19 protein-coding genes and 1 pseudogene are annotated in these 23,146 nt (G+C 68.3%); 13 read left to right on the top strand and 7 right to left on the bottom strand.

The annotated features are described in order from the left end of the window. Positions 1–250: 250 nt before the first annotated feature. From AB4Z55_RS02765 to AB4Z55_RS02740, 6 genes and pseudogenes are all read left to right on the top strand, one after another. Positions 251–1,189 (top strand): glycerophosphoryl diester phosphodiesterase membrane domain-containing protein, encoded by a 939-nt coding sequence (locus AB4Z55_RS02765; RefSeq protein WP_369519076.1) that lies wholly within the window; start codon positions 251–253, stop codon positions 1,187–1,189. Beyond that, positions 1,186–1,866, top strand: coding sequence for a DUF4129 domain-containing protein (locus tag AB4Z55_RS02760; protein ID WP_239403641.1), 681 nt, complete (start codon positions 1,186–1,188; stop codon positions 1,864–1,866). Before AB4Z55_RS02765 ends, AB4Z55_RS02760 begins: the two co-directional genes overlap by 4 nt. After that, positions 1,863–3,128, top strand: a complete 1,266-nt coding sequence (locus AB4Z55_RS02755) for a DUF4350 domain-containing protein (protein WP_354562443.1) — start codon at positions 1,863–1,865, stop codon at positions 3,126–3,128. Before AB4Z55_RS02760 ends, AB4Z55_RS02755 begins: the two co-directional genes overlap by 4 nt. Beyond that, positions 3,125–4,207 (top strand): AAA family ATPase, encoded by a 1,083-nt coding sequence (locus AB4Z55_RS02750; RefSeq protein ID WP_369519075.1) that lies wholly within the window; start codon positions 3,125–3,127, stop codon positions 4,205–4,207. Before AB4Z55_RS02755 ends, AB4Z55_RS02750 begins: the two co-directional genes overlap by 4 nt. After that, complete coding sequence (locus AB4Z55_RS02745; RefSeq protein ID WP_369519074.1) at positions 4,207–5,499, top strand: DUF58 domain-containing protein; 1,293 nt, start codon at positions 4,207–4,209, stop codon at positions 5,497–5,499. The genes AB4Z55_RS02750 and AB4Z55_RS02745 overlap by 1 nt, the downstream gene beginning before the upstream one ends. Positions 5,500–5,684: 185 nt before the next feature. Continuing rightward, positions 5,685–7,383 (top strand): annotated as a pseudogene (locus AB4Z55_RS02740) (DUF222 domain-containing protein). A 21-nt stretch (positions 7,384–7,404) separates the two neighbouring features. Here the strand turns inward: AB4Z55_RS02740 and AB4Z55_RS02735 are convergent. Then, positions 7,405–7,815: a RidA family protein gene (locus tag AB4Z55_RS02735; protein WP_369519073.1), complete on the bottom strand. Its 411-nt coding sequence runs from the start codon at positions 7,813–7,815 to the stop codon at positions 7,405–7,407. An 81-nt stretch (positions 7,816–7,896) separates the two neighbouring features. On the opposite strand from AB4Z55_RS02735, the gene AB4Z55_RS02730 reads away from it, so the two are divergent. Next, entirely contained in the window at positions 7,897–8,280 is a 384-nt protein-coding gene (locus AB4Z55_RS02730) for a winged helix-turn-helix transcriptional regulator (RefSeq protein ID WP_369519072.1), read from the top strand. Here the strand turns inward: AB4Z55_RS02730 and AB4Z55_RS02725 are convergent. Next, entirely contained in the window at positions 8,277–8,570 is a 294-nt protein-coding gene (locus tag AB4Z55_RS02725) for a hypothetical protein (protein WP_004021037.1), read from the bottom strand. The two genes, AB4Z55_RS02730 and AB4Z55_RS02725, sit on opposite strands and share 4 nt — an antisense overlap. A gap of 93 nt (positions 8,571–8,663) precedes the next feature. Continuing rightward, entirely contained in the window at positions 8,664–11,258 is a 2,595-nt protein-coding gene (gene acnA / locus AB4Z55_RS02720) for an aconitate hydratase AcnA (protein ID WP_369519071.1), read from the bottom strand. A 106-nt stretch (positions 11,259–11,364) separates the two neighbouring features. Between acnA and AB4Z55_RS02715 the strand changes: the two genes are divergently transcribed. The 6 genes from AB4Z55_RS02715 to AB4Z55_RS02690 all read left to right on the top strand — a co-directional run bounded on the left by AB4Z55_RS02715 (position 11,365) and on the right by AB4Z55_RS02690 (position 16,533). After that, positions 11,365–12,045 (top strand): GntR family transcriptional regulator, encoded by a 681-nt coding sequence (locus AB4Z55_RS02715; protein WP_369519070.1) that lies wholly within the window; start codon positions 11,365–11,367, stop codon positions 12,043–12,045. 254 nt (positions 12,046–12,299) lie between these two features. Beyond that, complete coding sequence (locus tag AB4Z55_RS02710) at positions 12,300–13,346, top strand: Bug family tripartite tricarboxylate transporter substrate binding protein (protein WP_369519069.1); 1,047 nt, start codon at positions 12,300–12,302, stop codon at positions 13,344–13,346. Between the two features lie 59 nt (positions 13,347–13,405). Next, a complete protein-coding gene (locus AB4Z55_RS02705; RefSeq protein WP_369519068.1) occupies positions 13,406–13,804 on the top strand; it encodes a universal stress protein in 399 nt (132 codons plus the stop codon). Beyond that, on the top strand, positions 13,794–14,357 hold the full coding sequence (locus AB4Z55_RS02700; protein WP_369519067.1) for a tripartite tricarboxylate transporter TctB family protein: 564 nt from the start codon (positions 13,794–13,796) through the stop codon (positions 14,355–14,357). Before AB4Z55_RS02705 ends, AB4Z55_RS02700 begins: the two co-directional genes overlap by 11 nt. Next, complete coding sequence (locus AB4Z55_RS02695; protein WP_004021031.1) at positions 14,357–15,862, top strand: tripartite tricarboxylate transporter permease; 1,506 nt, start codon at positions 14,357–14,359, stop codon at positions 15,860–15,862. The genes AB4Z55_RS02700 and AB4Z55_RS02695 overlap by 1 nt, the downstream gene beginning before the upstream one ends. Further along, on the top strand, positions 15,862–16,533 hold the full coding sequence (locus AB4Z55_RS02690) for an RraA family protein (protein ID WP_369519066.1): 672 nt from the start codon (positions 15,862–15,864) through the stop codon (positions 16,531–16,533). The genes AB4Z55_RS02695 and AB4Z55_RS02690 overlap by 1 nt, the downstream gene beginning before the upstream one ends. Before the next feature lie 204 nt (positions 16,534–16,737). Here AB4Z55_RS02690 and AB4Z55_RS02685 read toward each other — a convergent pair whose 3' ends face one another. Genes AB4Z55_RS02685 through AB4Z55_RS02670 form a run of 4 tightly spaced genes read right to left on the bottom strand, consistent with a single transcriptional unit; the run spans position 16,738 to position 23,126 of the window. After that, positions 16,738–17,481, bottom strand: coding sequence for a TetR/AcrR family transcriptional regulator (locus AB4Z55_RS02685; protein ID WP_369519065.1), 744 nt, complete (start codon positions 17,479–17,481; stop codon positions 16,738–16,740). Further along, positions 17,478–19,079, bottom strand: coding sequence for an FAD-dependent monooxygenase (locus AB4Z55_RS02680; RefSeq protein WP_369519064.1), 1,602 nt, complete (start codon positions 19,077–19,079; stop codon positions 17,478–17,480). Before AB4Z55_RS02680 ends, AB4Z55_RS02685 begins: the two co-directional genes overlap by 4 nt. A 10-nt stretch (positions 19,080–19,089) precedes the next feature. Continuing rightward, entirely contained in the window at positions 19,090–20,808 is a 1,719-nt protein-coding gene (locus AB4Z55_RS02675; protein ID WP_369519063.1) for a (2,3-dihydroxybenzoyl)adenylate synthase, read from the bottom strand. Continuing rightward, entirely contained in the window at positions 20,805–23,126 is a 2,322-nt protein-coding gene (locus AB4Z55_RS02670; RefSeq protein WP_369519062.1) for a hydantoinase B/oxoprolinase family protein, read from the bottom strand. Before AB4Z55_RS02670 ends, AB4Z55_RS02675 begins: the two co-directional genes overlap by 4 nt. Between the last annotated feature and the right edge of the window lie 20 nt (positions 23,127–23,146).

Genomic DNA, 23,146 nt, shown 5'->3' with positions numbered 1-23,146 from the left:
GTTCGCCGCACAGTTCTCCAGCGCGGAAAGGCCGGTGCACTTCTCGATGACCGAGCCGCCGCGCGTCCCGCACCCGCCGTCCGGCGAACCCCCATGGCAGCCACCCGATGTCTCCGACGAGTGGAGCCCGGTCCCATCTGCCGAGGCGTCGGACCGTCCGCGGGCCCGTCCGCCGGCACCGCCGCAGCAGCCGTCGACCGAGCCCGGACCGCAGCCCGCGTGGGGGTCAGCCCAGAGGGGTTCCACACAGTTGGGTTCCACACATTGGGGTTACGGAGGTTTCACACCGACCGCCCCGTGGGCGGGATGGGGGCCGCCACCGTCGGCATCGGCCGGCGTCCTGCTGCAGCGGATCTTCTCGACGGCAGTCGCGGCACCTCGTGTGTACCTCGGCCTCGTCGGCCTGACCTGGATCGTCGCGGCCGCCCCTCTCGCGCTCGCCACGTTCTGGCTGGTGAACGCCGAGGCCACCTTCGACGATCCGAGCGAATGGGCCTCGACCGTCGCACCGATCGCCGCGTTCGTCGGTGTCATCTTCGCCCAGTGGGTCGTGGTGGCGGGCATGGTCAGCGGCGTTGCCGCCCACTCCGTCACCCGACGTCGCGGCGGGTCGCGTCCGACCCTGGCCGACACGCTGCGCCATGCACGGGGGTCGCTGCCCCGGCTGCTGGTGTGGACCGCGCTCCTGGGGCTCGCCATCGCGGCGGCCTTCGCACCGGGCCTCGCGCTGTTCGGTCTGGGCGTCGGCTCCGGCGGGTTCGTCCTGCTCGCCGGGAGCCTCCTCCTCACCGTCGTCGCGCTCATCCCGGTGTCGTGGCTGCTGGTTCGCACGGCCTTCACCGCACCGGCGATCGTGATCGACGGGCTCGCCGTCAGAGACGCGATCGCCCGATCGGGTTCGCTGACGGCGGACCGGTTCTGGCGGACCTTCGGCATCCTGGCGGTCATGCTCGTGCTGGCGTGGGTCGCGATGACGACGATGATGTACCCGTTCGATCTGCTGGGATCGATCGCCGACACGTGGTTCGGCACCTCGGACTCCGGCATCGCGGCGACCGTTCTCTCGGTGATCGGCACCGTGGTCGCATCGATGGTCGTGCAACCGGCGCTGACGGTCGTGCCGGCAGTCCTCTACGACGATGCCGCGTCGGTACCGACAGCGTTTCCCCCGGGACGGGTCGACCGGTGATCGAAATCCTCGCGGCGCCGTTGGATCCCGACAACGAGCAAGCACGCCGGTGGGCCGAGCAGGAACTCTCCGAGTCCGACTACCAACCGCCCGAGCCGTCCTGGCTCGACCGCTTCGGTGAACGTCTCTGGGAGTGGATCGCCGACAACGTCTTCGGCTGGTTCGGCGGCTCCGACACCCTTCGCGCGATCGTCATCGTGCTCGCGATCGCACTCGTGCTCGGTCTCGTCGTCGCGGTCGTCCGTCACCTCCGCCGCAACCCGCGGCTCCCCCGGACCACCGGCTCGGCGTCCTCCGAGACGGTGCTGATCGGGCCCGCCCGGTCGGCGGCCGACTTCAGGTCCGACGCCGAGTCCGCCTTCGCCGCAGGCCGGTACGACGCGTGTGTCATCGCCGCCGTACGTGCCGTCGCGCGCCGCGGCATCGAGCGCGAGTTGCTGGCCGACGAGCCCTCACTCACCGCTCACGAGGTGGCTGTCGACCTCGGTCCTCGATTCCCCGCACAGGACGACCGGTTACGAAGGGCGACAGACCTGTTCGACGCCATCGCCTACGGCGACCGGCATGCATCCGCCGAATCGGCCCGCGAGGTACTGGAACTCGAGCAGGCAGTCTCGTCCACCCGGCCGGTCGAGGCCGACGCCTCACGTCCGCACCGCCTGGCGGTGCCCCGTTGACCGGCACCGTGCAGGCGACGCCGGCACCCGGGCCGGTCAAGAACCGGACCCCGCCGTGGGTCTGGGTGGTCATCGTCCTGGTGATCATCGTCGTGGTCGCCGGTGTCGGTCTACTCGGGATCACCGCGCTCACCGGTGTCGGGGGTACCCCCGGGCCCGGGGTCAACAACGACCCCGACAACGCCCGTCCCACCGGGTCACGCGCGCTCGCGCAGATCCTCGACGACCGCGGGGCCGACCTCCGGCAGATGCGCGGACTCGACGAGTTCACCGACGCTCCTCGTCCCGGCCGGGGAACAACGGTCGTGGTGAGCTCGACGTCGTCGCTGAATCCCGGTACCACTCAGCAGTTCCGCGAGCGCGTGCGAGACGCCGACCGCGTGATCCTGATCGCGCCGGACAACACTCTCCTGACCGCGCTGGATCTGCCCGTCACCTCCGGTTACGGTGCCGGCCCGGCCGCGGTCGCCGCCGGGTGCCGCACATCCGACATCGACGAGACCGACATCGTCGACTTCACCCCCTTCGGTTACTCACCGACGTCGACGTCGGCCACCGCCTGCTTCACCTCCGGTGGGGCGTCGAATCTCGTGATCGTGCCGCGGACGGCGGGGCGCCCCGAATTCATCGTCCTCAGCGGCGAGATGCTCACCAACGAGCGACTCGCACAACAGGACAACGCGGGCGTTGCGATCCGGGTCTTCGCGAGCTCCGACGAGATTCTCTGGTATGTGCCGTTTTTCACCGACCAGGTGGCATCCGACGACGACGAGTCCGACATCCCGGCCGCGGTCGGACCGCTGATCGTGCTGGGCGTGTTCGGCGTTCTGGCCCTGATGCTCTGGCGTGGTCGGCGTTTCGGGTCGCTGGTCGCCGAGCCTCTCCCCGCGGTTGTCAGGGCTGTCGAGACCACCCGTGCGCGGGGCCGGATGTATCACCGCGCCGGTGCCGACGCGCGGGCCGCGGGTGCGCTGCGCATCCACACCCTCGGTTCGCTGGCGTCGTATCTCGGTCTGCCGTTCGACGCGGCGAAGGCCACCGACGCACTCTCACGACCCGACTGGGAGACCGTCATCGCGCCGACCGAGACCGCGGATCCGTCGGTGTCGGCGATCGTCATCGCCGTGGCCGGGGCGACACACCGCGACCTCGCCGAGGTCCGTGCGCTGCTCGCCGGTCCGCTCCCCACCACCGACGCCCAGCTCGTCCACTTCACCGCCGAACTGACCGTCCTCGAGAAGGAAGTCCGACACACACCATGACCGTCGACCCATCCCGCAACCCCGGCCCCGGTCCGTACGCCCCGGCCGGACCCCCATCGTCGGACCCCTTTGCGAAAACGTCCGCCGGGCCGCCGCCGGAGAACGCGCACCACCGGCCGGGCGGACCGCCGAACCGCGCCCGCGACGCGCTCGGCGCAGTGCGCGGCGAGGTCGCGAAAGCCGTTGTCGGGCAGGACCCGGCAGTGGCAGGCATCTTGATCGCGCTGCTGTGCCGCGGGCACATCCTCCTCGAGGGTGTGCCCGGCGTCGCCAAGACCCTGCTCGTCCGGTCGGTGGCCGCCGCGCTCGACGTCGAGACCAAACGTGTGCAGTTCACGCCGGACCTGATGCCCGGTGATGTCACCGGATCGCTCGTATTCGATTCCGCCAGCTCGGAGTTCACGTTCCGCGAGGGGCCCGTGTTCACCAATCTCCTGCTCGCCGACGAGATCAACCGCACCCCGCCGAAGACGCAGGCATCCCTGCTGGAGGCGATGGAGGAACGGCAGGTGACCGTCGACGGCGACCCACGCCCGCTACCGAGTCCGTTTCTCGTCGCGGCGACACAGAACCCGGTGGAGTACGAGGGCACCTACCCGCTGCCCGAAGCCCAGCTCGACCGATTTCTGCTGAAGGTCACGCTTCCACTGCCCCCGCGCGACGACGAGATCACCGTGCTCACTCGACACGCATCCGGGTTCGATCCGCGGAACCTGGCCGCCGCGGGACTCCGACCGGTCGCCTCGGCCGCCGACGTGGAGGCCGGCGCCGAACAGGTCCGCCGGGTGACGGTCGCTCCGCAGGTCACTGCCTACATCGTCGACATCGCCCGGGCCACCCGGTTCTCCCCGTCGCTGGCACTCGGCGTCAGCCCGCGAGGCGCCACCGCCCTGCTGGGCACGAGCCGCGCATGGGCGTGGCTGAACGGTCGCGACTTCGTGACCCCCGACGACGTGCAGGCGCTCGCCCAATCGACGCTGGCGCACCGGTTGTCGTTGCGCCCGGCGGCCGAACTCGAAGGCGTGTCGGTGGGTTCGGTGCTCGACGCGGCGATCAACTCGGTGCCCGTACCCCGCTGATGTTCCTCACGGGCCGCTTTCTGATCCTGGTGCTGCTCGGCGCGGTGCCCATCCTGATCTGGCCGAATTACGCGGTCCCCGTGCTGTGGGCGCTGTTCTGCATCCTGCTCGTCTGCCTCGACATCGCGTTGGCGGGATCCACGAAGTCGATCACCATGTCGAGGTCGGCGCCCGGTCCTCTCCGACTCGGGCAGAGCACGACGTGTTCGATCGCGGTCACCAACCACGGCTCGAACACGTTCCGTGGCGTCCTGCGCGACAGCTGGCAGCCCTCGGCCGGCGCGTCGGGAAACACGCACCGCGTGACCGTTCCACGATCGGAGACCCGCTCGGTGACAACGACTCTGGCCCCCACCCGGCGCGGTGATCGGCTGGCGGTCCGGGTTGCCGTTCGTCGCGTCGGTCCGCTCGGCCTCGGCGGTCGGCAGCGGTCCGTGCCCCTGCCCGGTCGCGTCCGCGCACTCCCGCCGTTCGACTCCCGGCGGTTGCTGCCGTCGCGGCTGGCACATCTCCGTCAGCTCGACGGCAGGTCAGCGGTGCGTGTGCGCGGTCAGGGCACCGAATTCGATTCCCTGCGCGACTATGTCGAGGGTGACGACGTCCGCAGCATCGACTGGCGCGCGACCGCCCGGCGTCGATCGACGGTGGTCCGCACGTGGCAACCGGAGAAGGACCGGCACATCGTCATCGTGCTGGACACCTCCCGGACGTCGGCCGGGCGCGTGGGCGACACCCCTCGACTCGACGCCGCGATGGACGCCGCATTGCTCCTCGCCGCGCTCGCGTCGCACGCCGGTGACCGAGTCGACCTCATCGCCGGTGACCGCCGGGTCCATCGACGGGTGGTCGGCGTCGGCCGCACCATGTTGCTCAACAGTCTCGTCACCGCGATGGCGGATCTCGAACCTGCTCTGTTGGAGGCCGATTGGCCGCTGCTCGGAGCCGAGGTCGCCAAGATCGGGCGGCAGCGCGCACTACTTGTCCTGCTGACGCCGCTCGAACCCGCAGCCGTCGAGGAGTCGCTACTGCCCCCGCTGGCGGTACTGGCGCAGCGGTACAAGGTCGTCATCGGCTCCGTCGCCGACCCCGCGCTGGACGCCATGCTGATCGAGCGTGCCGACGCCACGCAGATCTACGACGCCGCGGCCGCAGCCCGCACGCTCACCCTGCGGGACCGCACCGCCACCGCGGTGAGCCGGCTCGGCGTCGACGTGGTGGACGCGGCGCCCGACAAGCTCCCGGCGAAGCTCGCCGACCACTATCTGTTGCTCAAGTCGCGCGGGTTGCTCTGAGCCACCCCCGGGATGGACCCGGCACCGAGCGAAGCCGCCGGGCCGAGCAAGCGACGAAGGAGCGCGTCGAGGTCGAGGCGCCGAGTCGAAACCACCTCGCAACCAAACCACCCTTCTCTCAACCACTCCCGGCATCGACCGCGTTTGTCGGTGGGGTGGTTTACCTTGGTGGGCAGAGGGCCGGGATGGGGACCGGTCCGCGAGAGTCCGGGGTCATCGTGCGGGTGTGGACCGATCTACCGAGCGAGTTCCTCGCCGGGATCGAGCCTGCCTACGTCGACGAAGACGACATGGTCACCCTCACGAACGGGCTGTCCGCCACCCACCGGGGCCAGTCCTATCTCGCCTGGAGTCGCTACCAGACGGTCGCGGTCCTCTACGACCGGCTCGTCGCCGCGCGCGAGCACACCGATGCGTTCGTGATGGACGGCTACGCCGACTGCGCCGCCCGTATCGCCCGCCAGTCCACCATCTCGCGGCGCCGCGCCGAGATACTGATCGACGAAGCCCTCGCCCTGCGAGATCGCCTCCCCGAGGTGGCCACCACCCTGCGCGACGGGATCCTCAGCGAGGATCAGATCCGCCTGGTCATCTCCCGCACCGAACTCATCCCCACGGACGACCCGATCATCCTGACCATCGACGCCGAGATCGCCAAGACCATCCGCAACCGGCGAGGCTCGTGGGATCGTGCACGGCTGCGGGACATGGTCGACCGACTCGTCTTCCGCCACGACCCCGACCTCGTCCGCGAACGACGCCGCGACGCCCTCGACTCCCGCGGCGTGTGGACCGACAACTTCCACGACGGCGTCGGGGAGATCACCGCCGTCATGTCCGCCGAGAACATCCGCATCGCCGCCAAAGCGGTACGGATACTGGCCGATTCGGTGTGCGAGCACGACGGCCGCCTCCTGGGTGTCCGAACCTCCGACGCCATGTTCGCCCTCCTCACCCGAACAGACTTCGAGTGCCAGTGCGACCGCGACGACTGCACCGCCACCATCCCCGACCCCGACGCTCTCGTCGCCGCTCTGCGCACCGAGGTCGTCATCCATGTCGTCACCGACGCCGCCACCCTCGCCGGCGCCACCGGACCCGGATTCCTCGACGGATACGGCGTCATCTCCGACGAGCATGTCCGCGACCTCGCCGCCCGTGCAGACGCCACCCTCACACCCGTCACACCATCCCGGACACGGCCGATACCCGCAGCGGCCGAATCGGTTTCCGGACCCAGCACCGACGACCCCGACCACACCGGCGAACGGCGCACCGCGCACCGCAACGCACCGGCCGTGTCGTCAGATCCCGAAGTCGCGGTGATCTACCCGGGTTCACAGCCGGCCGACCCCTACCGGCCCACGACGGCGTGTGCCGACTTCGTTCGCGTGCGCGACGGTTACTGCACCGAACCCGGCTGTGAACGTTCGGCTTTCGACTGCGACCTCGACCACGTCACCGAATACGACCACACCCATCCCGCGTATGGCGGTCCGACCGCGAGTGACAACCTCAACGCGAAATGCCGCCCGAGCCATCTCCTCAAAACTCACGGCGACTGGGTCGACGAGCAGTACCGCGACGCCGACGGACGCCTGCACACCGCATACACCACACCTGAAGGCGTCACGATCGACGGCGACGCCGAAACCCTCGAAGACCTGTTCGGTGAACCTGCGCCGCATCCGGTTCGAACAGGCCGCACAGGCACCGCCCTCACCCCACACGATCGTGCCCGAGGACAACCCGCGGCGCACCACCACCCGACTGGAGGCGAAACTGGCCCGTCGGCGGGCCGAACGTGCCCGCAACAAGAAGCAGCGCGAAGCCGAAGAAGCCGCCGACCGTCAGGACTTCCGGGACAACCCACCACCGTTCTGACATCGCGCTTCCGCGCCGCCATCAGTCGAGGATCGCGGTGGCCTCGACTTCGACGAGCACGTCTGGTTCGAAGAGGTAGTCGACGCCGATCAACGAAGCGGGCGGCATCGGAGACGGCAACCCGATGTCCGTCGCGACGCGCTCGACACCGGCCATGAAGTCGGCGATCTTCTCGGGAGCCCAGTCGGTCACGTAGAACGTCAGCCGGAGAACATCGTCGAAAGACGCTCCCGCCCCGGCCAGTCCGGTCGCGGTGTTCCGCAACGCCTGAGCGACCTGGCCCGCCAGGTCACCCGGTGCCACGGGCGTTCCGTCGGCAGTGCGGGCGATCTGGCCACTGACGTGCACGTGACGCGTCCCCGTGCCCACGGCCACGTGGTGGTAAGGCGTCGGTTGTGTCATGCCCTTCGGGGTCGAGTATGCAACTGCCATCGTGTTCTCCTTCGAGTGAATCCGATCAGGTATATCGTTGATACCTGGTTGTCGAAGGACACTTCAAGGAGACTTGGTTTCATGACCGATACCGGTGGGCGGGCCGCCGAACTCGCGATCAGCGCACCGCATCGCGAGCTGCTGGATCAGGTGCTCGACAAGTGGTCGTTGGCGGTGTTGAACGAGCTCTGTGAACAACCGAGCCGCTTCAACGGTTTACGGCGCGCAATACCGACGGTCACGCAGAAATCGCTGACCGCGACCCTGCGGAAGCTCGAGCGGAACGGCATCGTCGAACGGGTACTGCTGAGCTCGCGCCCGGTCGCGGTCGAGTACCGGATCACCCCGCTGGGCAAGACACTGCGTCCGCCGATCGATGCGATCCTCGAATGGGCGACGGCACACATGCCCGACATCGAACGTGCCCGGGCGGCCTTCGATTCCGCCGAAGACGACCGGACCTAGACCGCCACCGCAGGGATGTCCGCTGCGTAGCGGATGACCGAATCAACCCGGCCGAAACGGCGTTCGATGATCACGATCGCCTCGGCGAGCTGGTTCGGGTCGTCGACGTCGGCGACGAGGGCCGCGGTGTGACCGTTGTTGCCGAGCATGAACGGAAGGACCGCGGAGTACTGACTGCTGACGACGGCCAACGGGATGTCGCGACGGAACAGGTCGTAGGCGTGGTCGATCGCAGCGGGGTTCTCGAGGACGACCAGTGGGACTGAGGTGACGTGCTTGTTCTTTCTCATGATCCGAGAGTGAACCCGCAGGTTATGAGGCGGTTGACGGATCACTGTGAGTTCGCTGGCAGCTGCGTCCCGGCGCCGCCCCGGCCGACGAGGTCACCTGCCGAGTTGCTCGTCCAGAATGCTGGGGATGACCCCGCCGCGTCGGAGCAGGCGGCGGTCCAGGTCGGTCTCCGCGGCGACCTGCGCGTCGAAGCGGACGGCGGTCCCGTCCACCCGCCGAACCTCGACCGGCACCGTCCCGCGGTCGACGGCATCGGCGGTGCCGACGATGTGCAACCGGTCTCCCGGCCGCAGGTCCTGCAGGCCGCCGTCGACGTCAGCGGGGATGAGCAACGGCAGGACGCCGACGCCGATCAGATTGGACCGGTGGATGCGTTCGAAACTGCGCGCGAGCACGGCCCGCACTCCGAGTAGACGCACGAGCTTCGCCGCCCAGTCGCGCGAGCTGCCCATGCCGTACCGTTCCCCGGCCACGATCACCACCGCGTCGCCGTCCTGCGCGTACCGGTCGGCGGCCTGCGGAAGGGTCATGACCTCGCTGGTGGGTGCGTGCACGGTGTGCGCGGGACCCGCATCCGGGACGAGCGCGTTGCGGACATTCTTGTTCTGAAAACCGCCCCGCAACATGGCTTCCCAGTTGCCGCGTCGGGACGCGTAGACGTTGAGATCGCCCGGGGCCGCACCCCGCTCCACGAGGTATCGCCCGGTCGGACTCTCGACGTGGATCGCCCCCGCCGGCGAGATGTGGTCGGTGGTGATGTCGTCGGCGAGGACGAGCAGCGGGTGGGCGGCGTAGTCACCGAGCATGCTGCGCGCGAAATCGTCATCGGCGAACGGGGGACGCCGCAGCGCCGTCGACGACGGGTCCCAGGGAAAGAGCGGTTCATCCGGTGCATCGAGTGCGTCCCACGCGGGATTGCGCGACGCCGAGACGAAGTCGCCGACGACATCGCGCGGCCGCCGCGACGAATCCGTGAGGGCGTCGATCTCTTGAGGGCTGGGCCACAGATCGGCGAGCATCACGGCCCGTCCGTCGGCGTCGACCCCGATCGGTTCGGCGGTGGGGTCGATGGCCGCATCACCGGCGAGCGCGAAGACGATCACCATCGGCGGTGACATCAGCAGTCCCAGTTCGAGGTCCGGGTGGACGCGGCCGGGGAAGTTGCGGTTGCCGCTGAGTGCGGCAACCGGTTTGCGTGTTCCGTCAGCGGCCACCCCGGCGATCTCACGAGGTAGTCCACCCGAATTGCCGATACATGTCGCACAACCGAATCCGACGATGTCGAATCCGACGGCGGACAGGTCGTCGACGAGCCCGGTTCGCTCGAGCACGCCGGCAGCGGAGGGCGAACCCGGCGCGAGGGAGGTCTTCACATACGGCGGCACCCGCATCCCTCGCTCCCGTGCACGGCGGGCGACCAGGCCCGCGGCGATGAGGAGGCGCGGGTCGGAGGTGTTGGTACAGCTCGTGATCGACGCGATGGCGATGGGGAAGGCGGGCATGTCGATGTCGTCGTCGCATGCAGAAGGCGCCTCGGCGCGGAAGGTCGCCGGCAGATCGGTGAGCGGTACGAGATCCTGCGGACGGCGCGGGCCGGCCACCGAGGGGACCACGGCGCTCAGGTCGATGTCGATCGTGCGGGTGAAACGCGGCACGGCGTCGGGGTCGAACCAGAGTCCGAGACGTCGTGTGACCGACTCGACGAGGTCGCAGTGCTCTACCGAACGCCCGGTGTCGGCCAGATAGTCGAGGGTCCGTGCGTCGACGGGGAAGAACCCGGTGGTGGCACCGTATTCCGGTGCCATGTTGGCGATCACCGCCCGCTCGCCCACCGTCAGCGCCGATACGCCCGGCCCGAAGAACTCGACGAATTCACCCGTGACCCCGATGTCGCGCAGACGGTGGGTGACCACCAGCGCGAGATCCGTGGCGAGCACGCCCGCGGACAACGCACCAGTGAGGCGCACACCGACCACCTCGGGGATCCGCAGGGTGGTCGGCATGCCGAACATGACCGTCTCGGCTTCCAATCCGCCTATGCCCCAGCCCAGTACACCCAGACCGTTGATCATGGGCGTATGACTGTCGGTGCCGAGCATCATGTCGGGGACCGCGTGATCGACGCCGTCGACCGTCTCCACCGTCACCACGGTGGCGAGCTGTTCGAGATTGATCGTGTGCATGATCCCGGTACCCGGCGGGTTGATGTGCACGGTGTCCATGGTCTTCGACGCCCAGGACAGAAAGCGATACCGTTCCGAGTTGCGGCGCATGTCGTGGGCCAGGTTGACGACGGCGGCATCGCGGCGCCCGAAGGACTCGACCGCAAGCGAATGGTCCACCGAGACCTCCACCGGCAGGCGCGGGCTCAACGCCGTCGGATCCCCACCGCGGGCGGCGACCGCGTCCCGCATCGCGGCGATGTCGACGAGGGCGGGCGTGCTGGTGGTGTCGTGCATCAGCAACCGACCCGGTGCATACGGGATCTCGGCGTCGCTGCTGCCGGTCTCGAGCCACCGCGCCATGTCTCGCAGGGCTCGATCGCGCGTGCCGGGGTCGGCTCGGCGGGTCACGTTCTCGGCGAGCAGACGGATCACCGTGGGCCATTGCCGGTACACATCGACGCCGACTCGCTGCTCGACGTCGACCACCGGCAGCTCGGACCCGCACTGTTCTGGTCTGCTCATTCGCTCATCATAGGTTATAACCTATAACTTGCACCACCGGTGCTAGTATCTCCGCGTCCGGGAGCGCCGGACCCCGACGCCCACGACCACCACCCGGAGGCCCGCCATGACGACACCCGGCGGGATGTTCACCAAAAACGACTACGCATACGCCGAACTCCAAAGACGCATTCTCACCGGCGTCCTCCCGGCCGGCGCGGTGATCCCCCAGGCAAAACTCGCGGCCGAGATCGGCGTCAGCACCACGCCCCTCCGTGAGGCGATCCGTCGCCTGTCCGCCGAGGGCATGGTCGAACTCGAGGCCCACCGGGATGCTCGGGTGACCCCCGTGTCGGCCGACGAGGCACGTCACCTCTACCAGGTGCGCGAGAATCTCGATCCACTCGCGGCGGCGCTCGCCGCGCAGACGCGGACAGCGTCCGACATCGCGGCCATCAGCGCGGCCTTCGATCGCCTGTCGCCCATCGCCAGCGCATCCGATCTCGATGCCCTTGTCCGACACCGGGAATTCCACCGCACGGTGTACCGCGCATCGGGCAATCCCGTCCTGATCGGCATCCTCGAACGACTCTGGGACAAAGCAGACCGCTACCGGGTCATCGGCCTCTCCCACCGCGGCGACTCCCCCGAAGACCGGTCGCGGGTCACCGCCGAGCACCGGGCGATCATGGAGGCCGTCGCCGACGGCGACGCCGACCGAGCGAACGCGGTCATGCGCGAGCACATCGGCAACAGCCTGGGGCGTCGCGCGATCGATGCGCTCGCCGAGGATTCCGCAACCGGCTGACAGCCCACATCTGCACTTTGTGCGATGTGGCCCGCGCACGGTCATAGGTTATAATTTATAACCAGCACCCAAGGTAAAGCGCGCGAAAAGCGCAAAACGATACTTATGCGCCTAAGCGTGACCGTGATGCCGGTTACACCAACACTCCTGATGTGACCACCGACGTGGTTGCCTCACATCCGACCCAGAATCGAGAAGGCGATGTTGGCACTACTCGGCCTCGGCGACCGACCCCGAATGGAAACGAGCAACGCATGACCTCACCACCTCCCGGTGCCGACGCACCGGCCGAGACACCGTCGGCGCCGCCCACTCCGAGGCGTCTACCCACCCTCATCAAGGCGCTCGGCGCCCTGGTTGCCGTTGCGATCGTCGCCGTCGGAGTCATCGACGCGGCCGGGAGTGAGGGTGGGGCCGACGCACGTTCTCAGCTGACCCTGATCGCTCCCGCCGCCGCCGGCGGAGGGTGGGACGGCGCGGCGCGCGAGATGCAGCAGGCGATGCGAGCCCAGAACATCGTCAACAACTCGCAGGTCGTCAACATCCCCGGCGCCGGCGGCACCATCGGGCTCAGTCAGTTCGCCGGAATGACCGGGGACGCCACCACGATCATGGTCATGGGCATCACGATGCTGGGCGCGATCAACATCAACGGGTCCGATGTGGATCTCGGCGACGTCACCCCGATCGCGCGCCTCGCCGATGACTACGACGTGGTCGTCGTACCTGCGGATTCGCCGATCACCAGCGTCGACGAGCTGATGGCCGCGTGGAAGAAGGACCCGAAGGGTTTCACGTTCGGCGGCGGATCGCTGGGCAGCGTCGATCAGATGATCATCAGCCAGATGGCCCGCGAGAACGGCATGGACCCCGCTGCGGTCAATTACATCGCGTACTCCGGTGGCGGCGAGCTGGCGACGTCGCTCATGTCCGGGACGATCAAGGCCTCGGTCAGCGGTTACGAGGACTTCGTCGACCAGATCACCGCCGGAAACCTCCGCGCGCTGGCGATCTCGGCTCCCGCCCCGGTCCCGGCCATCGACCTGCCGACCCTGTCCGAACTGGGCTACGACGTCGCCCTCACCAACTGGCGCGGAGTGGTTGCGCCGCCGGGCATCACCGATGACCAGCGCACCGAACTCGAGGCGATCGTCACCGAGGTCGTCGAGTCACCCGAGTGGCGAGATGCGTTGCAGCGCAACAACTGGTCCGACACGTTCACCCCGGGGAACGGATTCACCGAGGTCATCGACCAGCAGTCGGAGTTCGTCCGCGGCATCTGGGCCGATCTCGGGTACTGACCGATGACCCCGGGCCTCCACCGCACAACCCCTGCCTCACACGACATCACGGAGACACCATGACCATCCTTGTCGCCTTCGCCCACACCCCCGAAGGCCGCGCGGCGCTCGATCACGGCCGGCGCGTCGCGCGCAGCGAGAACTCGCAACTGATCATCTTCGACATGGACACCCCCGCTGTCGACGACGACGGCGGCATCCCCGAGCCGGACTTCGCCCGTGCCGGAAACCCGATCGACGACATCGCGATCCGCTGGGTTGGCCATCGCCGGGAGGACTCCGATCCGGCCGCCGAACTCATCGACGTCTCGGAAGAATTGTCCGCCGATCTCATCGTCGTCGGCCTGCGCCGACGGTCGCGGGTCGGGAAGCTCCTGCTCGGCTCCAACGCGCAGCGCATCCTCATCGACGCCGAGGTCCCGGTCCTCGCGGTGAAGGCAGCCCATCATGACGACTGAGAATGCGGCGGCCCAGCCCGCGGGCACATCGATCGACGACGGACCGGTGCGCGCCCGCCGCCCCCTCACCGGACGGAGCGGTCTGGTCGTCGCGGGCTTGATGCTCGCGCTCGCCGTCTACCTGACCGCCGGCATCATCGGCATGGAGATCCCGGGAAGCGCGGCCACTCCTGGGCCGGCGTTCTTCCCGATCATCCTGACGATCTGCGCCTACCTCATCGCCGGTCTCCTGACCGTGCAGACGCTCCGTCACCCCGACGAGCCCGATCCCGACATCGTCCCACCCGCAACCGGACAGTGGCGCACGCAGAGCGATTGGCGTGCAATGGGTCTCGTCCTGGCCGGGCTCATCGCCTTCACCGTGCTGCTGATCCCGCTGGGTTGGATCCTGTCCGCCGCACTGCTGTTCTGGATGGTCGCCCACGCCATGGGTTCCACCCGCCCGATTCTCGACACCGGGGTGTCCCTCGTCGTCTCCTGTGCCGTGCAGGCGTTCTTCTCGGCGGGCCTCGGTCTGAATCTGCCCGCCGGCATCCTGGGAGGGCTGTTCTGATGGACAACGTCTCGCTTCTGCTGGAGGGCTTCTCCCAGGCGCTCACGCCGATGAACCTGCTCTGGGTCTTCATCGGCGCGCTGCTCGGTACCGCGGTGGGGGTGCTCCCGGGTCTCGGTTCGGCGATGGCCGTCGCGCTGCTGCTCCCGGTGACCTTCACCCTCGACCCCACCGCCGCGTTCATCATGTTCGCCGGTGTGTACTTCGGCGGTCTGTTCGGTGACTCGACCATGGGCATCCTGATGAACACGCCCGGCGGATCCACCGCCATCGCGACTTCGTTCGAAGGTCACCGGATGGCCAAGCGCGGGAGGGCCGCACAGGCGCTCGCCACCGCCGCCATCGGCGCCTTCATCGGCGGGATGATCGCGACGACGATCGTCGTGTTCTTCGCTCCCAAGCTGGCCGACCTCGCCATCCAGTTCGGTCCCGCAGAGTATTTCGCACTGGCCGTCTTCGCGTTCATCGCGATCGCCTCGGTGGTCTCCGACTCCGTGATCAAGGGCCTGACCGGGTTGCTCATCGGTCTGATCCTCGCGGTCATCGGGATCGACGGGATCTCGGGCACCCAGCGCTTCACCATGGGCGCTCCCGAGTTGTTCGACGGCATCAGCATCATCGTGATCACCGTCGGCACCCTGGCGCTGGGCGAGGTCATCTATGTCGCCTCGCGCATCCACCGCACTCGTGCCCCGGACGCGGACGCCGTCATCGGCCGGCCCTTCCTCAAGCGCGCCGAGTTCCGTGAGGCGCTCCCGGCGTGGCTGCGCGGCACCGGTTTCGGTGTTCCGTTCGGCGTCATCCCGGTCGGTGGCGCGGAGGTTCCCACGTTCCTCGCCTACGGAACCGAGCGGCGCCTGGACCGCAAGCGACCCGACCCCCAGTTCGGACAGGGCGCCATCCGCGGCGTCGCCGGACCGGAGGCGGCGGGCAACGCGACGTCGGGCACCGCGATGGGAGCCCTGCTCGCCATGGGCCTGCCCACGTCCGCCACCGCGGCCATCATGCTGGCTGCGTTCCAGCAGTACGGCCTGCAGCCCGGACCACTGCTCTTCGAACGCAACGCGGACCTCGTGTGGACCCTCATCGCCAGCCTGTTCATCGGCCTGGTCATGCTGCTGATCCTCAACATGCCGTTCGCCGCCATCTGGGCGAAGCTGCTGCTGATCCCCAGGCACTACCTCTACGCGGGCATCGCGGTGTTCTGCGTCCTGGGCGTCTACGCGACCTCGGCCGCGATCACCGACCTCATCCTTGTGATCGCAATCGCGTTCGTCGGATATCTGCTGCGCCGTTACGGTTTCCCGCTCGCGCCGGTCATGATCGGCGTCGTGCTCGGCCCCCTCGCCGAGACCAGCCTGCGCAACGCGATGATGTCGAGCGGCGGGGATCCGAGCGTGTTGGTGGGCAGCGCGATCACCTGGGTCCTCTACGGCGTCCTCGCTGTTGTCGTCCTGTTCACCGCGTTCCGCCGCCTGCGCATGCGGACACGTCAGGACACGTGATGCGCACAACCACCGACCGCGCACTCATCCGTTCCCGGTTCCTCGCCGTCGACGTCGCCAATGTCGCCGATGTCCTCGACGACCTCGGCCACCGTGATCAGGCGCTCGGGACCGACCTCGCCTGCGTGGCCGGGCGCGAACGTCTGGCCGGGTGGGCGTTCACCATCTCGGGTGCGATGAGCGACGAGCCGGGTCGGGACCCGCTGAAAGCGCAGGCGTGCAACGAGATCGGCCCGGACGAGGTCTCGGTGTGGGAGGGGAACGGACGTGGTGTCTGCTACTTCGGTGAACTCGTCGCGATCGGGATGATGCAGCGGGGTTCTCCCGGCGCAGTGCTCGACGGCGGTGTTCGCGACCGGAAGTGGCTGCACGAGATCGGCTTCACGACATTCTCGCGCTACCCGACGTCGGTCCAGACCAGCGGCCGCTGGCGCGTCAGCGCGTGGCAGCAGCCCGTCACCCTGCCGGGCGCGTCCGGGCAACCGATCGTCATCGAACCCGGGGACTTCATCCTCGGCGACGACGACGGCGTCATCGTCATCCCCGCCGCGATCGTCGACGTCGTGCTCGAGGCCGCCGAAACCATGACGGACAAGGAAATCGACGTCCGTGCGGCGATCCGCAACGGTATGACCCTCGCCGATGCGATGACGCAGTTCGGCCGCATCTGAACTCCCGCCCCCTGCGGAGCGAGCTTGCGAGCGTCATTCCCGCTCCCTGAGGAGGCCGGAGCCTGCGGAGGCCGTCTCGAAGGGTCGTGGCGAGATGCGTCGCCAACCCTTCGTGGCTCGTCGCTATCGCTCCTCGCACCTCAGGGAGCAGAAGTCATGCGGCCGTTTCGGATCAGGGACCAGGAGTCAGGCGGCCCTTTCGGATCAGGGAGCCGGGGGTGACGTGCGCTCCCGGACCTCCCGCTCCAGGTAGTCGAGGTTCTGCCGCATCTGCGCGATGAGTCGTTCCGCGCCCGACACGGTGTCGTCCGCATCGGGGTCGACGACCGAGCTGACCGCCATGTCGGCCAGCTGGCGCGCGACCTTCCGGTCATTCTCGCTGTCACCCGGGTGATGCCACCAGGCCAGCCAGTTCAACATGCCGACGATGCCGAGCGCGGAGATCCGTGGATCAGCGGCACGGAACCGGCCCCCGGCGATGCCTTCCTCCATGACCGCGACCAGCTCTTTCAGCACTCGCCGACGGCTCTGCCGGTAGGTCTCGGCGAGTGCGGGCGGCAGCTCCGCCTCCGAGCGGATCAGCAACCGGAACCGATCGAGGGTCTGGGTCTGGTGGAGTGCGATGGACATCGCCATCTCGTGGATTTTCCCGACGGGATCGAGGTCGGTTCGCTGATTGATCTCATGCAGCAGGATCGCCGGCTCCTCGGCGATCTCGCTGACCAGCCGGGCGAACAGCTCGTCCTTGTTGGCCACGTAGTGGTACAGCGCCGGACGTGTCAGGCCGGTGGCGTCGGCGATGTCCTGCAGGGTGGTGCTCGCCAGCCCACGCTCGGCGAACAACCTGGTGGCCTGCTCCATGATCTCGCGTTCGACCAGTTCACGCCGCGAATTGCTGCGGCCGGTGCGCCCGGCGGTCGGCGACTCCTGGGGCGTCGAGCTGGTCATAGGCGAAGAATAGTGCGTCCGGCCCCTGCGCCGCGTCCGACCTCCGGGACCCCGTCCGGGACCGCGCCGTCGCTCACGGACACGAGATCGGTGCGCAGGCTCACCAGCCCGGCGACGAGGTCGTCGTAAGAGCTGGTGGGCGCCTCCACGACGATCAGCGCGTCCGTCTCCTGTCGCAGACGCTCGCCGAGATCCAGTCGCGTCAGCACCGCGTCCCGGTCGCCGCGACCGGTCAGCCAGACCGCGGACGAGCCCGCGGCCCCGGCGAGAAGAGGTCCCGCCGCCTCTCCCCACGCGGAGTCGATGTCGACCTCGAGCCGGGTGGCTCCCGGTTCGGCCAACAGTTCGGCGGGGGCCAACCGGGTCGGAAACGACCACGACCCGTGTGACAAGGGCTGCTCGACAACCCATGTCGACAATCCGCCGGCGGGGACCGGCCCGACGTCGACGCCGGCATACGCGGTGAGTCCGCGCCGGGCCACCGCGGGCGCCGCGGACGCGAAACGGTCGAGCCCGACCTTCCCGGCGCGGGTCATGTACGCGATCATCAACTGGTCCACCGGCATGTCCGCACGACGCGGGAACGATTCCCACCACTGCTCGCTCCGGATGGCAATCGACTGCAGGTATTCGACGTTCGGCCGACGCGCCGACTCGTACGCCGAGAGCGCCTCGTCGAGCGTCGTCGCATCCCGCACCGCGCGGTCGAGTTCGATCGCGTCCTCCATCGCGAGTTTGGTTCCCGACCCGATCGAGTAGTGCGCGGTGTGCGCCGCATCCCCGAGCAGCACGACGTTTCCGGTGTGCCACCGGTTGCACGTCACGGTGCGAAAGCGCAGCCACCGGGTGCGGTTTCCGATCAGACGGTGACCGCCGAGCGTGTCGGCGAAGGCTCCCTGAAGGTACGCCAGCGCGGCCTCGTCGCTGTCGGTCATCGGGGTGGCCTCGGTCGAGAGATCGAAACCCGCACGACGCCAGGTGGTCTCGTCGGTCTCGATCAGGAACGTGCTGCGATCCGAGGCATAGGGGTAGGCGTGCGCGACGAAGGTGCCGTGTTCGGTGGTCACCGGCGTGAAGATGGCACTCGGCAGCGCGAAATCCGTCCCGCACCAGAGGTACAGGCCTTCGCCGGTGCTGATGGCCGGACCGAGGTCGTCGGCGAGATCGGTGCGGGTGGCGCTGTTGACGCCGTCGGCGGCGACGATGAGGTCCGCGTCGACGTCGGCAACCGACCTGCGCGCGCCGAACTCCAACCGCACACCCGCGGCCGTGGCATGGTCCTGCAAGACCTCCAGCAGCGTCGTCCGCGCGATCGCGAGCAACTCCCCGTGGGACAGGCGCGCGACGTCGTCACCGACCCGCATCGACATCTCGTGTGGATGCGACACCGCGACGATGGCGTCGAGGGACGCGGGGTCCGCCTCGCGCAGATTCCGCTGGGTTCGGGATGCGAGTCCGACGCCGAATCCGAAAGTGGTGTCGGGCGAACCCTGTTCGTACACGGTCACCTCGGCATCGGGGTGACTGCGCTTGAGCAGGCGCGCTGCGTACAGCCCACCCGGACCGCCACCGAGCACGGCGATTCGACTGAGTTTCATCGTTTCTTCCTCACTGATCAGTTCGCTCGAGCTTGGCCACGACGTCGGCGCGGAGTCTCTTCTTGTCGATCTTCCCGACGTTCGTCTGGGGCAGTTCCGACACGTGCTCGAGTCGCTCGGGCCACTTGAACTTGGCCACGCCCAGCTCTTCGAGGTGTGCGCGAACACTCGCCATCGACACCGGCTCGCCGTCCGCGGTGACCAGGTATGCGCAGGTCCGCTCACCCAGCCGCGGATCCGGCATCGCGACGACCGCCGCGTTGCGCACTCGCGGATGCGTGACGAGCAGCTGTTCGACTTCTTCGGCGTTGATCTTCTCGCCACCGCGGTTGATGAGGTCCTTGATTCGCCCCTCGATGGAGAGATGACGTTCGCCGTCGACCAGCACGATCTTCGCGAGATCCCCGGTCCGGTAGAAACCGTCGGATGTGAACGCGTTCCGATTGTGGTCGGCGGCGTCGAAGTAACCGGGGATCGTGTACGGGCCTCGGCAGGACAGCTCACCGACCTCGCCGTCGGGCACCTCGATCTCGGTGCCGGGGTCGAGGATGCGGATCTCGTCCCGCGTCGCGATCGGGGTGCCGACGGTGGCCAGCCGCGACTCCTCCAAAGCATTCCGCGGAGAGACCGTGACCAGGCCTTCGGACATCCCGAAAAGCTGACCGACCCAGCGTGTTCGGCCAACGGCCCGGTCGAAGAGCTCGCGACTCGGCTTGGCGCCGGACAGGATCACATTGCGCAGGAACGCACTCGGCTCGTCGAACTGAGGATCGGCGACGGCCTGATAGTGCCCGTGTCCGATCAGGACGTCCGTGGCCTGTTCCCGTGCCATGAGCGGGAACGCCTTCGACACGTCCGCGGTCGCGAGGACGAGACAAGCTCCCACCGAATGCGCGGCATGGAGTCCACAGCTGATGCCCGCGTTGTGGATGATCGGGATCAGGTGCGCGACGCGCGTCTCCTCGGTCCACCCCAGGCGCCGTGCGTACAGCAGGGCGTTGTCCCAGTACTCGACGTGCAGCCGCGGAATCACCTTCGGCACACCGGTGGTGCCGCCCGACAACTGGAAGACGCAGACGTCGAGCGGGTGGATGCCGGCCTGGATCGAGGTCACCCGCGCTCGGGCCTCCGCGGGTGCGGTTGCGGTGCCGAGCGCCTCCACGGGGTGCACGTCGTCGCCGACGTCGTCGAGCGCCCCGATGGTGAAGATCGTCCGCAGCGTCGGGTGGCCCTGGGCCTGCTCCCGCGCGAACTCGACGAGGTCGAAACCGAGCCCCGCCTCGACGATGTGTCCGACGGCGCCGACCGCACGGGAGATGTGACCGATCTCGTGCGCGCGGTGCGCCGCCAGCGTCGCCACCGGCACCAGCCCCGCTTTGAGACAGGCGTACCAGGCGAGGACGGTCTCCATCCGATTTCCTGCCTGGAACAGCACCGGGTCGCCGGGCACCAGGCCGAGATCGAGCAGTCCCGCCGCGATCCGATCGGTGCGAAGTCCCAACTCGGCGTACGTCATCGAGGCCACGTCGGTCACCACGGCCGGACGATCGGGAAAGCGGTCGACGGTGTCCTGCAGGCGATGAACCAGCGGACGGTCGGTCCACTCCCCCGCCTTCCGATAGACCGCAGCGCGGTCCGCCGGGTACCCGACCAGTCGGTCGGCCCAGCGTGACCGACCAGGTCCCGGAGTCCGGGCCGACGATCGCTCGGGGGTGGAGGTCACCGTCATCGACCCGCCACCGCTGGGAGCAGTTGCGCGAGTTCGGCGACGTGGTCGGGATGGTCGACCGGCACGATGCCCGAGTAGACGGCCGTGAAGCACCCCGGGCAGCATTGCTGCCGGAACACCACGTCGGTGTCGACGTATTCGCGGGGATCGGAGGTGACCTGCGGACCGGCGTCGCTCGACGGGCCGTCGTAGCGTGCCAGGTCGAGCCGGCCGGACTTGCTGTCGCCCAACAGCCTTCCGCAGTGTGCGCAGCCCACGACGCGGGCATCGCCGATCGTGGCCTCGACCAGGTTGTCGTCCAGTCGACGGGCGCGATCCAGGTCCAGGGTCGCCTCTTGGCCGGAGGGAAGCTCCGAACGGTTCCGTCGAATCTCGCGCAACTGTGCCCGCTTCGCCTCGGTCCGCGAGTCGTCGACCCGACCGTCGGCGAGAACGACGCCGTAGGTCTCCTCGGCACCGGCGAGGGTCACCTTGCCGTTGCGTACGTCTGTCGCCACGGCTTCCGGCTCGCGGTGCAGCGGGTCGCCATAACCGCCCCCGCCCTGCCAGTGCATGTACAGCACCTCACCAGGGGCGAGGTAGCTCTCGTCGTAGCACGCGCCGATCTCCTTGTTCCCGGTCAGTTCATCCATCGATCCGGGAATTCGCCCCTGTGCCAACAAGTCCTGCACGCCGGAATCACGAACGAGTATCTCCAGGCCGGTGTTGCCGGGCAGACCCCCCGCCAATCCGGAGTTCTGGGCCACCGCCTTGCCCGCCGAGGCGAACACGAGCCCCATCGGCAGACTGGTGCCGTACGGAGTGACCGCCAGCGACGCCGATACCCCGCCGCGATGCCGCCCCGGACCGCCGGAGTCGGGCTCCTCCCGGCGCCACAGGGTGAGCAGCGGGTAGAGGAACTCCGTCATCTCGGTGTCGGGGATGCGCCCCATCGGGATGCAGAACAGGCCACCGGTATCCATACCGTCGGCGACTGGCCGCGCGCCGTACCCGCCGGCCATCGGCTCCATCATGATGTTGAGGAACGGCACTGGTTGCTCACCGCGCTCGTCGAGGCCGGCCACCACCGCGGTGTCCCACGTACCGCAACACGACGCCTGCACGTTCTTGCCGAACTCGAGGTGGCGGTCCAACATCTGGGCCAGACACTCCGCGATCAGGTTGCCGGTGAGCCAGGCCGGGCCGATCGGTCCGCGGCTCACCGCGGCCGGGAAGGTCGCGTTGTTGATCGTCCCCTCCTCGGCCACCAGATCGAAGCATCGCATCAGACCGCCTGCCGACCAGGGGATGTCACCGGCGAGGATCGGGAGCAGCGCCAGCATCACCCCGCCGCGCATGCCCGCGTACGTGCAGTTGATGACGCCCGTCTGCGGGTCGGTACCGGTGAAGTCGAACTCGAGGTGGTCGAATGTCTTTGTCATGGCGACGGTGATCTTGTGGACACCGCGGTCGCCGGTCTGGGACTGGTCCTGGTACCCGGTGGCATGCCAGGTGCCGTCCGGCAGGTCGGACAGCTTCGTTCGCAGCCGCCCCTCGGCGTCGGACATCATCCGCTTCATGACGGCCTTGACCGTGTCGGCGCCGTACTGCTCGATGACGGCGAGCAACCGGTCACGTCCGACGCTGTTCGCACCGATCTTGGCGCGCAGGTCGAGCCCGACGAGCATCGGGACCCGACTTCGCCGGACCCAGACGTCGGCGACGTCGCGCTGCAGCTCGTAATCGCGGACCACCTTGATCGGCGGCGTCGGAAGCGACTCGGAGAACACGTCTTTGGCGGCCGGGTCGAAGGAGCCCAGCCCGGATCCGCCGAGGTCGGGCTCGTGGCAGATCGCACTCGTCCAGGCGAAGAGCTTGCCGTCGTGGAAGACGGGCTGGTAGACGATCACGTCGCTCTGATGGAGTCCGCCGCCGACCCACGGGTCATTGCAGAGGAACATGTCGCCCTCGGCAATCCCAGGATTGAGCGAACGGTGCTGCAGCGTCCAGTAGATGGCGAGGTCCACCGCGCCGACGAGCATCGTGTTGTACAGCCCGACCTGGACCTCTTGGCCCAGTTCGTCGCTGACCGCGAAGTCGAAGTCGTTGGCATCGGTCACGATCGGCGATCCCGACATCCGTTTGAGGGCTTCACCCATCTCGTCGGTGACCGACCACAACCGGTGCCGGATCACCTCGTACGTGAGCGGGTCGAGTGCATCGATCTGTTCCTGCGAGACGGTGTGCACCGGCAACGACGGCGGCAGGGATCGGGCCAGCGCGTCGAGATCGGTGGGTCGGCTCGAGAAGACCTCCGAGCCGGGAATGGGTGCGGTCATGAGAGCGACTCCTGTGATTG

The organism is Gordonia sp. ABKF26 (assembly GCF_041103195.1).
Taxonomy (GTDB): Bacteria; Actinomycetota; Actinomycetes; order Mycobacteriales; family Mycobacteriaceae; genus Gordonia; species Gordonia terrae.
Note: the sequence above shows the minus strand (reverse complement) of the source record. Positions and strands in the feature narration are given on the sequence as shown.